Genomic DNA, 13,944 nt, shown 5'->3' on the forward strand with positions numbered 1-13,944 from the left:
GGTTATGAATTACAGATCATGATATGACGGTGGCGACGATACGTCGTGATCCGCCATGATTTCGAAATTCACAGAGATAGATGCCCTGCCATGTTCCAAGGTTGAGTCTGCCGTGAGTGATGGGAATAGACAGGCTCACGCCGAAGAGCGATGATTTGGCATGGGCAGGCATGTCGTCAGCACCTTCGAATACATGTTGGTAGTATGACTCGTTTTCTCTTACAACATGATTGAGAATCTCTTCCATGTCCGTTCTCACATCAGGATCGGCATTCTCGTTGATAGAGAGTGCACACGAGGTGTGCTGTACGAAGAGGTTGAGGAGTCCGGTTTCAGGCAACGGAGCGGTGAGGTTTGCCAGTATCTCGTTGGTCACCAGATGGCACCCCCTGCGTTTGGGGGCAAGGGAAAAGGTGGTTTGCTGTATCATGATGGCGTATTGTTGTTGTCAGTGGATAAATCAGGCTTGTGTCTCACTATCTTATAGCCGATGGAAGCAATGAAGATGCTCATCAACGGGCTGAGGATATTGAAGAAACAATAGGGCAGATAGGTGAACGTGGCAACGCCCAATACCGTGGCCTGCGTCATGCCGCAGGTGTTCCAAGGCACGAGGACGGAAGTGACGGTAACGGCATCTTCCGTCGTGCGACTCAACAGGCAGCGCTCGTACCCCTGACGGTCATAGATGTCCTTAAACATATTTCCCGTCAGCAGGATACACAGATACTGATCTGCCACCGCAAGATTCATCATCATTCCGGTGCAGGCTGTTGATGCCACCATGGTGGTGCGTCCCTTCACCAAATGAACAAAAAGGCGTGTGATGCCGCCTACCATGCCACCTGCCGACATGGCACCTCCGAAGCACATGGCGCAGATGATGAGCCAGATGGTGTTCATCATGCCAGCCATTCCGCGCGTGGAGACGAGTTCAGTCAGTACGGGGATGTCGTCAGCCACAGACGTACTGCCGTAAACGCTTTTCATGGCAGCCTTGAAGAGTGACGGGTCGATGTCGCGAAACACATCGGTCTGGAAGATCAGACCGAAGATGATGGCCATCAAGGTGGAGAGAAACAGCGTGATCAATGGCGGCCATCGGCGTGCGATCATCACGCCGGTCAGTACAGGGACTGCCAGAAGCCATGGGGTGATATGGAAACGCTGTTCCAAAGCGGCTGTAAACGACATGATGTTCTGACTGTCGTTGGTGGCATACAGAATACCGCCTATGGTAAAGAGTATCAGCGCAATGGTCAAGGAAGGAATGGTGGTGATCAGCATGTATCGGATGTGGCGGAACAAGGGAACGCCCATGCTTCCAGACGCCAATACGGTGGTTTCGGAAAGGGGCGAAATCTTATCGCCGAAATAGGCGCCGCTGATGATGGCTCCGGCAATCCATCCGTCGCTAAATCCCTGTGCGCGTCCGATGCCCATCAGGGCTATTCCGATGGTGGCAATGGTGGTCCACGAACTACCCGTCATAAGGCTTACCAAGGCACAGATGACGCAGGCAGAAGCGAGGAAAATATCGGGATGGATAAGCTGTATTCCGTAGCTGATGAGCGTAGGGACAACACCGCTGACCATCCATGCGCCACTTAACGCACCGATGAACAGCAGGATGGTGAGGGCACTTGCCACACTTTCCACATTTTTCGTGATGGCTTTCTCAAAACTTGCCCACGGCACATGAAGGAATACCATTCCGATGAGTACGCAAAGCGCAGATACAGAGAGTAGTGTGATTTGGCTTGCTCCTTCAAGAGAATCGCTGCCAAACGATCGGATGGTGAAGGTCAGCATGACCACCAATACAATTAGCGGCAGTATAGACAGAAAGACCGATGGTCGTTTCTTGAGCGTCAATTCCTTTTTCTTCTTTTCCAATTTTATTAGAATTATAGGGGTGATGGATGTCGTTTGTCTGATGTCAGGATGCCGATGGCTGATCTAAACGTCCTGAGAGGAAGAATCTTCTGGTTCGCACGAAATAGAGCAATACTCCCAGCGCATGAGTGACTGATACGGTCCAGAATGCGGTAGCGTAGCCTAAGTGCTCGGCAATGGCTCCGCCAGCGATAATGCCTATGCCGACGCCTACGTCCCACGAGATGAGTATGGTGGAGTTTGCCGTGCCCCGCTCGTTGTGGTGTGCCATGGAGATTATCATATTCTGGAAGGCAGGCCACAGGTGTCCGTTGCCTAATCCGATGAGTATGGCTGAGCCGTAATAGCCGACCATGTCAGGACAGGCGACGAAGATGGTGTATCCTGCCAGCGAGAGGAGCATGCCCTCTGTCGCATTTTGTGTGAGTTTGCCTTGGCGTAGCGCCTTGCTCCCCTGTAGTCGCGACATCATCAGACCGATGGAACAGAGCAGGAACCACGTTCCTGTTCCTCCAGTCATTCCCAAGACCTGTTTGCCGTAGATCGCCAGATAGTTGCTCAGTACGCCAAAACAGAATCCGAAGAATATCATGTTGAACCCCAGCATCCAGCCACGTGCCAGAAAGAATCTGTCGAGGGAGATGCGCTTAGGTTCCTGGGTGACGGTAGTGGGCTTTAGCCGAACTGTCGCATCCACCATCCAACCGAATGTCGCTATGATCAAAGCCATCCAAAACAGCAATTCGAAATTGTGGGTCTCGGCATAGATATAAATGGCAAATGTTGGTGCGATGGCCATGGCAAGATTATTGCTCAGGCCATAATAGCCCACGCCTTCATTACGTCGTGAGGAAGGGAGCACATCGATGGCTACCGTTGAATTGGCAACCGTGAGCGCACCAAAGGGTCCTCCGTGTAATGTTCTGACCAATGCAAACATCAACAAGGTTCCTGCAGCCAGATATCCTGCAAAGAAGATGGAGAATGCGGCAAAGCATACCATGAGCACCTTCTTTCGAGGAAACGTATCAACAAAATAACCGCTGAATGGCCGGAAGAGTAATGCCGTAACGGTATATCCCGAAAGCACCAGTCCTATCACGTCTTTCGTAGCTCCGAAAGTTTCGCTGAGATAGAGTGGCAGAAGAGGTGTCAGGAGATAGAAGGCAAAGAACAGCGAGAAATTGGCTGTCATGACCTTCACGTAATTGGCATTCCACAGTCTTTCCATGGACATCGGGTTTATTGTACGTATTGCCGTAATGCAGCAATAAGTTCGTTGTTCTCGCTCTTCAGTCCGATGGTCACACGCAGACAGTTATGACATAGTGTGATGCGTGATCTGTTGCGTACAATAATTCCATGATCGACCAGATAGTCATAGATAGACTGTGCATCGGTCATGCGAGCCAGAAAGAAGTTGGCATCTGACGGAAATACCTGTTGGCAAACCGGCAATTCGAGGAATGCTTTCATCATGCGAACTCTCTCGTCGAGAATACTTTTCACCCATCTATCCACGTCATAGGGGTTGGCAAGGGCTTCCATCGCCTCTGCCTGTGTCAGTCGGTTGATATTATAGGGGTATTTCACCTTATTAAATATATCGATGATTTCCTTGCTGGCAAATGCCATGCCCAAGCGGATTGCTGCCAATGCCCATGCCTTGCTCATGGTGTTGAGCACAATGAGGTTGGGGTGGGTTGCCAGTTCGCTACGGAACGACTGCTGGCGTGAGAAATCGATGTACGCCTCATCGATGATGACAATACCCTGGAAGCGTTCTACGACATGGAGCATCTCCTGTCTGTCGAGTGAGTTTCCTGTAGGATTGTTGGGCGAACAGAACCATATCAGTTTGGTGTGCTCGTCGCAAGCCTGCAATATTTGATCGGCCTGAAACTGAAAACTCTCGTTGAGCGTCACTGTGCGATATTCCACATTATTGATATCTGCGCACACGCGGTACATGCCGTATGTAGGTTCGATGGCCACCACGTTGTCGCGTCCCGGTTCGCAGAAGATGCGGTAAGGCAGGTCGATAGCTTCGTCGCTACCGTTACCGAGAAAAATATGCTCAGGAGCGACACCCTTGACCTTGGACAGCGCCACTTTGAGTTCTCGCTGGAGTGGGTCTGGGTATCTGTTATTGTCGGTCATGCTGTACGGATTCTCGTTGGCATCGAGAAAGACGTGAGCCTGCTTGCCTGAGTATTCGTCGCGGGCAGAGCTATAAGGTGCGAGTTTCCAAATATTTGGTCTTACCAGTTGTTCAAGTTGTTTCATGCTTTAAGCGATTTTATTCTAACTGTCATTGCGTTACGGTGAGCATCAAGCTGTTCGGCTTCTGCCATGAGTTCCACGGCGCGGCCAATTTCCCTGATGCCTTGTTCTGTAAGGTGTTGGAAGGTGATTTTACGGCAGTAGCTGTCGAGATTCACGCCGCTGTAGGCTGTTGCATAGCCATGAGTGGGGAGTGTGTGGTTGGTGCCGCTTGCATAGTCTCCTGCACTCTCGCAGGCATATTTTCCGAGGAAGACACTTCCTGCATTGATGACCTTTTCTGCCAAGATCTCATAGTCCTCAACCTGCAAAATGAGGTGTTCCGGTGCATAGGCATTAGACAGTTTCATGGCCTCATCGAGATCGCTTACCAAGACATAGTTGCTGTTTTCCAACGCTTTTGCTGCCATTTCCTTGCGTGGCAATGCTTGCAGTTGGCGATTAACCTCCTCTTGTATCTCCTGGAGTTTCTCCTCAGAGGTGGTGATGAGCAACACCTGTGAGTCGATTCCGTGTTCTGCCTGAGACAGCAGGTCTGCTGCTACGAATGTTGCATTGGCCTGGTGGTCGGCAATGACACATACTTCCGACGGTCCAGCGGGCATGTCGATAGCCACCTCATCGAGACTAACCTGTTGTTTGGCAGCCATGACGTATTGGTTTCCCGGTCCAAAAATCTTATAGACTTTCGGTACGCTTTCCGTTCCGTATGCCATGGCACCTATGGCCTGTACGCCTCCAGCCTTGAAGATTCTGTTGACGCCAGCCACCTGTGCGGCATAGAGAATGGCAGGATTCACTTTGCCTTCGCTGTTTGGCGGGGTGCAGAGTACGATTTCGCTGCATCCTGCAATTTTTGCAGGAGTAGCCAGCATGAGAACTGTGGAAAAGAGTGGGGCAGTCCCCCCAGGAATATACAATCCGACTTTTTCGATCGCCACACTTTTTTGCCAGCATGTCACGCCTTGACGCGTTTCAATGGGTTTCCCTTCAAACTTTTGTGCTGCATGAAAGGCATGAATGTTGTCATGTGCCACAATGATGGCAGCTTTCAGTTTATCATCCAACAGATGTTCTGCCTCGTCCATCTCCTGTGCTGAAACAGCCAAAGAATGGAGTGTTACGTGGTCAAACTGCGCCTCGTACTTCTTGACAGCCTCATCGCCATGCTCTTTGATGTCGTTGAGCACCCCAGTCACCGTGGCATGGAGCTTGGAGAGGTCCAGATGTGGACGCTGGATAATTTCTTTCCATTCGTTTTGTTGCGGGTATCGATAAGTTCTCATAGCTTAAATTCCTTCCGTTATGTTATTTCCTTTTTTAATAGCATAGAGTAGAGCAATTACCTTGCTCTACTCTTGTGGGGGTTAACCTGTAAGTGACAGGATAAGTGATAAAGAAGCGTTTGTCTTTCGCTTAAAGTATCATTTTTTCAATAGGAGTCACGAGAATGCCCTGTGCACCCATTTCTTTCAGTTTGCCGATAATCTCCCAGAAACGCTTTTGATCGAGTACGGTATGTACGGAGCACCAGTCGTCGTCGGCCAATGGAATGATAGTAGGACTCTTCAGTCCTGGCAATACGCTGATGATTTCCTGTAGTCTTGCCTTGGGGGCATTCATGCGCACGTACTTCTTGTCTTCTGCGTCTTTGACGGCCTTAAAGCGGAAGAGCATCTGTTCGAGTATTTCGCGCTTCTCCTGACTCATATTTTTGTTGCCGATGAGTAATGCCTCGCTCTGCATGACCACTTCCACCTCACTCAGGTTGTTGCTGACCAATGTGGATCCGCTGCTGACGATGTCGAAGATACCATCAGCCAAACCGATTCCCGGACTGATTTCTACGGAACCTGTGATGACGTGGATTTCGGCGTTGATGTTGTGCTGCTCCATGAAATGTTGCAGGATATTAGGATAGGATGTAGCAATTTTCTTGCCGTTGAACCATGCCAACCCCTGATAATTGATGTCTTTAGGAATGGCCAGTGAAAGTCTGCATTTGGAGAATCCCAAGCGTGAGATGATTTGAGCATCTTCGCCACGTTCTACAAATTCGTTTTCACCTACTACGCCAATGTCAGCAACACCACTTGCAACGCTCTGTGGAATATCGTCGTCGCGCAAATAGAGCACTTCTAAGGGGAAATTCTGTGATTGTACCAATAGGGTGCGTCGTCCTGAACTGACTTTGATATCTGCTTCTGCGAGCAGATTCATCGTGTCGTCAAACAGACGACCTTTGGATTGTACTGCAATTCTCAACATATAAAAATCTATTTCTGATGATTTCCTTTGCAAAAGTACGCAATTCTGGTAATATTTCCAAAAAATTGATTACTTTTGCAACGAAATTTTAATAAATTGATGCGAAAGAGAATATATATACACGTTTTTGCTCTCTTGCTTTTGTGTGCTGCATGCAAGCACCAACAGGATGAACCTCAACTCACACCTTGGGGAGAGGAGCAAGATTCGTTGTCGGCAGATTTTGACTTGGAGCAGATTGTGGGTAATGGCGAAATGATTGTTTTGACCATGACGGGTCCAGAGACCTATTATGATTATCATGGTCATTATCTTGGAACTCAATACCTGCTGTGTCAACGCTTTGCGGAAAAGATTGGCGTGGGACTGCGCGTCGAGGTCTGTCGGGATTCGGCAGAGATGGTGCGCCGCATCAAGGATGGTGAAGCCGATGTGGCGCTGTTCGCAGGACGAGACGATCGGCTGGCGTGGCGGATAGGTCCCGATAAACCTCAATTGGAAAAAGAAATAAAAGCATGGTTTCGTCCTCAGCTGATTGCCGAGACACGTAAGGAAGAACAGTATCTGCTGTCGTCTCGTTCGGTTCGCCGACGCGTATTTGCGCCGATGCTCAATGCGAAAGGAGGCGTGATTTCTAAATATGATGCACAATTCCAGCAACATGCCCGTCGTATCAGATGGGACTGGCGACTTTTGGCAGCTCAATGTTATCAAGAGTCAACATTCGACTCGCAAGCTCGTTCATGGGCAGGTGCCTGTGGTCTGATGCAGATCATGCCGTCAACAGCAAACCATCTCGGACTGGCTCATTCCGATTTGTTTGATGCAGACAAGAATATTGCCGCTGCTGTGAAGTTTATTGAGGAACTGGACGGACATTTCCGAGATATTCCCAATCGGACGGAACGTATCAAATTTGTACTGGCAGCCTATAATGGCGGGTCGTATCATGTGAGAGACGCCATGGCACTCACCCGCAAGCACGGTCGTGACCCGCATCGCTGGAATGATGTGAGTCAGTATATCCTTGCTTTATCGCAACCGCAATATTATAATGACCCAGTGGTGAAGAACGGATATATGCGTGGAACAGAAACCGAAGACTATGTGCGTCGTATTATCAGCCGGTGGAATGGCTATCGTGGCATTAAGACAGCCGCCCACATGAATACCACAGGAGTACCCCAAAAAGCACATCATAAAAAAAAGAAATATAAGATATAGGTCATATTTCCGCAAATATATTTTTTTTATAAGAAAATAATGTGTAACTTTGCAAAGATTCTTTTAAAGCATAAGAAAATGAAGCAAACAATTCTTGTAACAGGTGGAACAGGATTCATCGGTAGTCACACTACCGTAGAACTGCAGAATGCCGGATATAAAGTGGTGATAGTTGACAATCTGTCCAACTCCGATGCAAAGGTAGTGGACGGTATCGAGAAGATTACGGGAGTTCGTCCTGCATTCGAGCAAGTGGATTGCTGCGATTTTGCTGCGATGGACCGTGTGTTCTCAAAGTATCCCGATATTTCTGGAATTATCCATTTCGCTGCATCGAAGGCTGTGGGCGAGAGTGTTGAGAAGCCTTTACTTTATTATCGTAACAATATTGTTAGTTTGGTGAATTTGCTGGAACTCATGCCTAAGCATGATGTGAAAGGCATTATTTTCTCGTCAAGCTGTACGGTTTATGGTCAGCCAGCCCCAGAGAACCTTCCTGTTACAGAGGATGCTCCTATCAAACCGGCAGAGAGTCCTTATGGTAACACCAAGCAGATCAACGAGGAGATTATCCGCGACGATATTCACAGCGGAGCACCCATCAAGGCTATCCTGTTGCGTTACTTCAATCCGATTGGTTCGCACCCAACAGCCATTATCGGCGAACTGCCCAATGGCGTGCCTATGAACCTCATACCTTATGTAACCCAGACCGCTATGGGTATTCGTGAACAGCTCAAAGTGTTTGGTAACGATTACAATACTCCTGACGGAACATGCATCCGCGATTATATCTATGTGGTAGATTTGGCAAAGGCTCATGTGAAAGCCATGGAGCGTGTGCTTGATACCGACAGCGAAGCCCTTGAGGTATTCAATATTGGAACAGGACATGGCTGCTCTACCAAGGAAATCGTTGAAACTTTTGAAAAAGTTACAGGCGTTAAGCTCAACTGGACTTTCGCTCCTCGTCGCGAGGGAGATATCGAAAAGGTATGGGCTAATCCAGAGAAAGCCAACAAAGTATTGGGATGGAAAGCCGAAACTTCTCTGGAAGACACGCTCATGAGTGCGTGGCGCTGGCAGCAGAAGCTTCGTGAAGAAGGAATACAATAATTTTTAAATTATACTTAAGACTAACCAGTCTTCAATAGTGGGACTGCGTTTTTATTTTGTGTTTGTGTTGTTATGAGCCCCCGATGAGAATCGAGGGCTCATTCTATCAAAACCCTATTGAAAAAAAACAAATGACAATGGAAGATATACTCGACAATCTTAACGAAAGCCAGCGCACAGCAGTAGAATGGTGTGATGGTCCGCAATTGGTTATTGCAGGGGCAGGATCGGGCAAAACGCGTGTGCTGACCTATAAAATAGCATACCTTTTGAGCAAAGGACTGGCTCCGTGGAATATCCTTGCATTGACATTTACAAATAAAGCAACTCGCGAGATGAAGGAACGTATTGCGAATCTGGTTGGTACAGACAGAGCTCGCGGTCTTCACATGGGTACCTTTCATTCCGTTTTCTCACACATCCTGCGAGTTGAAGCGGAAGCCATTGGTTATCAGTCGTCCTTTACGATATACGACCAAAGCGATTCCCGTTCGCTGGTGAAGAACATCATCAAGGAAATGGATCTTGACGATAAGATCTATAAACCCGCTTCTGTTGCCGATCGCATCTCCATGGCGAAAAACCATCTGGTGTTACCACAGACTTATGCTATGAGTGCATGGGCGAAAGATGATGCAATACGTCGTCAACCGTCAATTTCTGCAATATACAATAGGTATTGTGAGCGTTGCAGACAGTCCAATGCCATGGATTTTGATGATTTACTGGTGAACACCTTTATGCTTTTCGATGCTAATGAAGAGGTCTTGCAGAAGTATATCGACCGTTTTCAGTATGTACTCGTGGATGAGTATCAAGATACCAACTACGTCCAACAAGCTATTGTCTCGCAACTCACCAAATCCACAGGACGTATCTGTGTGGTTGGCGATGATGCCCAGAGTATCTATGGATTCCGTGGTGCTAATATAGACAACATTCTTAATTTCCAACAGGAATACCCCAATACACGCCTCTTCAAACTCGAACGAAATTACCGGTCAACCCAAAATATCGTTGATGCAGCAAACAGTCTGATCCGTCATAATCAACGGCAGATTCCTAAAACGGTTTATAGTAAGAATGACGAGGGTGAACACCTTGTACTTAAACCAGCCTATAGTGACAAGGAGGAGGCTATTATCGTATGTAATGATATCCGACGTATCAGAAAGACGGAAAACGGACGTTATTGCGATTTTGCAATACTCTATCGTACCAATTCGCAGAGTCGTGCCTTTGAGGAACAAATGCTGAAAGATAATATCCCATATCGCATCTATGGCGGACTGAGTTTCTATCAACGCAAAGAAATCAAGGATGTTACGGCTTATTATCGTGTCGTTGTCAACCCCGACGATGAGGAGGCTTTGCGTCGTATTATCAACTATCCGGCAAGAGGCATTGGCGATACGACTCTTCGCAAGATTATAGATGTTGCTAATCATGATGGCGTCAGTCTATGGTCTGTCATCTCACAACCGCATCTGCATCCCATTCCTGTTGGGAAATCAACTTTGACGCGCCTGGATGCCTTCTGTCAACTCATAGAAGGGTGGCGTGTTCGAATGGCTGCTGAAGATGCTTATGAGATAGGTCACGCCATTATCATGGAGAGTGGTATAAGTAAGGAAATCTATGCTTCGAAAAATCCAGATGATGTGGCACGTCAGGAAAACCTTGAAGAATTTCTTGGCAGTTTGAAGGATTTTGTAGAAAACCATCGTGAAGAGGGATTAGTCGAACAAATGTCGCTGGCAGACTATCTGCAGGATGTGGCGTTGTTGACAGACCTTGACAGCGAACAAGGTGATGAAGACGACCGTGTGGCGCTGATGACTGTACATAGTGCCAAGGGATTGGAATTTCCTACGGTATTTGTCGTGGGACTTGAAGAGAACATCTTTCCATCTCCCATGAGTGCCGGTTCTACACGTGAGTTGGAAGAGGAACGTCGTTTACTTTATGTGGCTATAACGAGAGCCGAGCGTCATTGTATATTGACATGTGCTCAGAACCGTTGGCGTTATGGTAAGTTGGAATATGACACTCCTTCGCGGTTTATAAAGGATATTGACACCCGTTTCCTTCGGGTGGAGTCAGGACGTCAGGATTATGGACGAGCTGAGAGCCTGTCTGGTTCAAGAACAAAATCTGTTTATGGGAATTCCTTCTCAGGACAGTCTTCACGAAGCGGTTCTTCATGGCAACAGAATCCTCATCCGGTGGCCTCACAATTTAAGGCAGACCCCAAACCCCGTATTGTGGCTCCTCGTCAACCGGAGTCAAGTGTTGATCCGTTGTCTCCCTCCTTCCGTCAGCAAGTTCAGAATGCGGGCGGTAGTCGTTTCAAACCCGTGAACAGGGTCGTTTCTTCTACTTCAGCATCATCTGCAACAACGGCATTAAAAGAAGGTAACGTTATCGAGCATCAACGTTTCGGAGTGGGAACTGTTCTACGTATTGACGGTAGTGGAGAAAATGCCAAAGCTACAGTAGAATTCCGCAACACAGGTACCAAGCAACTCTTACTGAAATTTGCCAAGTTTAAGATTGTTCAATAGACGATAAGACGATAAAGCAATCCCGAATCCATCCCGAAGGCGTCTCGACCAATGGTCACGGCGCCTCGAAGTCGAGAGCAGATGCAAAGTTCACTTAACGTTTCTTGTATTCGTCTTTTCGTTTGGGGTTCATGGGGAACCAACCTTTTTCGACTCGTCCTTTTTGTTCGAAAATCTCAAGAATACTCCATAGGCACGAGCATCCCACAACGCCTAATATGGGGCTGATGATATTGTCAGCAACAATTAGACTGGCGGCGATAAAGACGATGCCGGCAAGGGCAAAGGCCCACCAGCATCGTGTGCCGAAATAGTATTCACACTTGATGACGATAGGGTGGAATATGCCGATAACCAGAAAGGTGATGACGGCTATTATCAATCCTGAAAAATTCATAGTTGTTTATTGATTTAAATTATAAGAAAGTCGGTTATTCTCCGTAGTCGGCAACGAATTGGTCTTCCGAGATAATAGGAATATTCAGTTGTTGTGCTTTACGGTTTTTGCCCGATGTTGATTGAACGTCATTATTGATGAGGAAACTTGTACTACCGCTGACTGCCGATGCCACATGACCGCCCTGGCTCTCGATGTACGCCTTGAGGGCATTACGGTTCTTGTAATGGTGCACATCGCCTGTAATCACAAAGGTTAGACCTTCACAACGGCTTCCTGTAGGCTGGGAAGAAGCTTGGCTGACCGTAATTTGCTGCATGAGTCGCTGATAGTGAGACAGATTGTCTGTGTTTCTGAACCATCGAACAAAAGAAGCTGACTTCTCTGGACCTATACCTGCCACATGGGCAAATACTTCTTGTGGCTCGCGTTGTGTGGCAAAGAGATCTCCCTCGTCTTTTGTCGCTTCGTTAACAAGTGTCTCCAAAGGGTAGGCAGCAAGTAGTCGCTTGCAAACATCTGCTCCGCAGAGTGGAATGGTAAGAGCATAGAGCAGACGGTGGGCCTCGGTCTGGCGTGCTTTTTCTATACTTTGCTTAATATTTGATGCCGACCGCTGTCCAAAACCATCCATCTGCGCTATTTCGCGGATATGGTCGCCAAGGGTGAAAATATCGGCAAACTCACTAATCCATCCTTTATTGATAAATTTTGCAATGGTTTGCTCTGAAATTCCATCGATGTTCATACCCTCCTTGGATACAAAACGGGCAAAGATGCGAAGTTGCTTGGCGGGACAATGACCGTTGGTACAATGAAGCGTTCGAGTACCGCTCGTCTCGCTGATACGTACTTCCGTTGCTGCGTGACAGACTGGACATTGTGCAGGAATATGCAACTCGCCCACAGTCTGACAGACTTTAATGACCTTGGGGATGATTTTATTGGCTTTGATGACCTCTATGCGTGTGCCGGCACCACCAATGCCCAGTCGTTCACACTCACTAATGTTGCAGAGTGATGCACGTTGCACGGTCGTGCCTTCAAGGTTGACTGGTTGGAAAATAGCCACAGGGGATATGGTATTGGCAGCACACGACCACTCAATCTCTTTGAGTTCTGTTTCTGCAGCCTCGTCTTGCCATTTGAAGGCCAGACCAGCGCGTGTGGCATGATGGCCTGTGACAGAACCTGTTTGTGCATAGTCGGTATCATCGTAACATACGACGAGTCCGTCAACGGGGAAAGGACAGGTCCGGTTGGTGACACGCAGGGTGAACGCGTCGATCACTTCCTGTATATTCTTTGTGTTTGGCTGTTGCACAGCAGTTCGCTCCACCGTATTGAACCCCATACTGTCAAGCCAGTTCATGCGTTCGCCCCACGACACGATTTCGTGTTCACAATAGACTAATGTAAATGGAATCCATTGTACATGACGTCGGCGTACTTCATCCGTATCTTTCAATGTTAGGGTTCCCGATGCTAAATTGCGAGGATTGGCGAACCCTTCGCCTCTTTCCATTTCAAACTGTTCGAAATCGGCATAACTGATAACCGCTTCTCCACGTATTACCGTGTGTCCCAACTCTTTAATTTGTTGCGGAATACCGCTGATGGCTTGAGCCAAATGGGTGATATTGGTACCGATGTGACCATTTCCGCGTGTCACCACCTTCGACAGACGTCCTCCATCGTAAGTCACCACAAGTGTCAGTCCGTCAAGTTTCCACGATATCCATATAGGGAGCCCTTCTGCCCATTTCTCAAGATCTGTGGTGAGCTTGGTCTTTGCCAATGAAAGTGCAGCAAATTCATGTTCCTCTTTCTTTCCCGCCATATCGTCATGCGATACGTTATGGGTAGGCGAATCGGGTAACACGGTGGCGGTCTGCTGTTCTAATTGACGGAGCTCATCGAAACGAGCATCCCACTCAAAATCTGTCATCAGTTCGCCTTGTCCGTTGTAATAGGCTTCTGATGCACGGTTGAGTTGCTCAACCAGTTCTTTCATGCGTTGGAGCTGTTGTGGGGCTATTGTTGTATTGTCCATAATCTACACTGGAATAAGATAAATAGACTGCAAATTTAAGAAAAAAAAACGAGAATACGGGGAATGTCGCACCAATAATTGGAAGTTCACGAAGGAATATTTGGTCGTTTGCCGAAAACTTTGTAATTTCGCACTCGATTTAA

At 47.8% G+C, this 13,944-nt stretch carries 11 protein-coding genes; 3 read left to right on the forward strand and 8 right to left on the reverse strand.

Features of this window, described 5'->3' with window-relative positions:
* Nucleotides 1-16: 16 nt before the first annotated feature.
* The 6 genes from CIK90_RS00185 to hisG form a co-directional block, all read right to left on the reverse strand.
* Entirely contained in the window at nt 17-430 is a 414-nt protein-coding gene (locus CIK90_RS00185) for a secondary thiamine-phosphate synthase enzyme YjbQ (RefSeq protein WP_094438925.1), read from the reverse strand.
* Nucleotides 427-1,896, reverse strand: a complete 1,470-nt coding sequence (locus CIK90_RS00190; RefSeq protein ID WP_254046234.1) for a Na+/H+ antiporter NhaC family protein — start codon at nt 1,894-1,896, stop codon at nt 427-429. The genes CIK90_RS00185 and CIK90_RS00190 overlap by 4 nt, the downstream gene beginning before the upstream one ends.
* A gap of 43 nt (nt 1,897-1,939) precedes the next feature.
* Entirely contained in the window at nt 1,940-3,127 is a 1,188-nt protein-coding gene (locus CIK90_RS00195; protein ID WP_371595866.1) for an MFS transporter, read from the reverse strand.
* Between the two features lie 11 nt (nt 3,128-3,138).
* Complete coding sequence (gene hisC, locus CIK90_RS00200) at nt 3,139-4,182, reverse strand: histidinol-phosphate transaminase (RefSeq protein WP_094464023.1); 1,044 nt, start codon at nt 4,180-4,182, stop codon at nt 3,139-3,141.
* Nucleotides 4,179-5,465, reverse strand: a complete 1,287-nt coding sequence (hisD, locus tag CIK90_RS00205) for a histidinol dehydrogenase (protein WP_094464024.1) — start codon at nt 5,463-5,465, stop codon at nt 4,179-4,181. The genes hisC and hisD overlap by 4 nt, the downstream gene beginning before the upstream one ends.
* A 130-nt stretch (nt 5,466-5,595) precedes the next feature.
* Nucleotides 5,596-6,447 (reverse strand): ATP phosphoribosyltransferase, encoded by an 852-nt coding sequence (gene hisG / locus CIK90_RS00210; protein ID WP_094464025.1) that lies wholly within the window; start codon nt 6,445-6,447, stop codon nt 5,596-5,598.
* 99 nt (nt 6,448-6,546) lie between these two features.
* Between hisG and CIK90_RS00215 the strand changes: the two genes are divergently transcribed.
* The 3 genes from CIK90_RS00215 to CIK90_RS00225 all read left to right on the forward strand — a co-directional run bounded on the left by CIK90_RS00215 (nt 6,547) and on the right by CIK90_RS00225 (nt 11,351).
* Nucleotides 6,547-7,671, forward strand: coding sequence for a transglycosylase SLT domain-containing protein (locus CIK90_RS00215; RefSeq protein ID WP_158214654.1), 1,125 nt, complete (start codon nt 6,547-6,549; stop codon nt 7,669-7,671).
* A 78-nt stretch (nt 7,672-7,749) separates the two neighbouring features.
* Nucleotides 7,750-8,787, forward strand: a complete 1,038-nt coding sequence (gene galE / locus CIK90_RS00220; RefSeq protein WP_094438931.1) for a UDP-glucose 4-epimerase GalE — start codon at nt 7,750-7,752, stop codon at nt 8,785-8,787.
* Nucleotides 8,788-8,924: 137 nt separating this feature from the next.
* Entirely contained in the window at nt 8,925-11,351 is a 2,427-nt protein-coding gene (locus tag CIK90_RS00225; protein WP_094464050.1) for an ATP-dependent helicase, read from the forward strand.
* Nucleotides 11,352-11,445: 94 nt separating this feature from the next.
* Here the strand turns inward: CIK90_RS00225 and CIK90_RS00230 are convergent, their stop codons facing one another.
* Together CIK90_RS00230 and ligA are read right to left on the reverse strand one after the other, a co-directional pair.
* The gene (locus tag CIK90_RS00230; protein WP_094390802.1) at nt 11,446-11,748 is read right to left on the reverse strand and encodes a DUF4491 family protein; all 303 of its coding nucleotides are present in this window, start codon (nt 11,746-11,748) and stop codon (nt 11,446-11,448) included.
* Nucleotides 11,749-11,782: 34 nt separating this feature from the next.
* Complete coding sequence (gene ligA, locus CIK90_RS00235) at nt 11,783-13,801, reverse strand: NAD-dependent DNA ligase LigA (RefSeq protein ID WP_254046235.1); 2,019 nt, start codon at nt 13,799-13,801, stop codon at nt 11,783-11,785.
* Nucleotides 13,802-13,944: the final 143 nt, after the last annotated feature.

This window comes from Prevotella sp. P5-126 (assembly GCF_002251185.1).
GTDB lineage: Bacteria > Bacteroidota > Bacteroidia > Bacteroidales > Bacteroidaceae > Prevotella.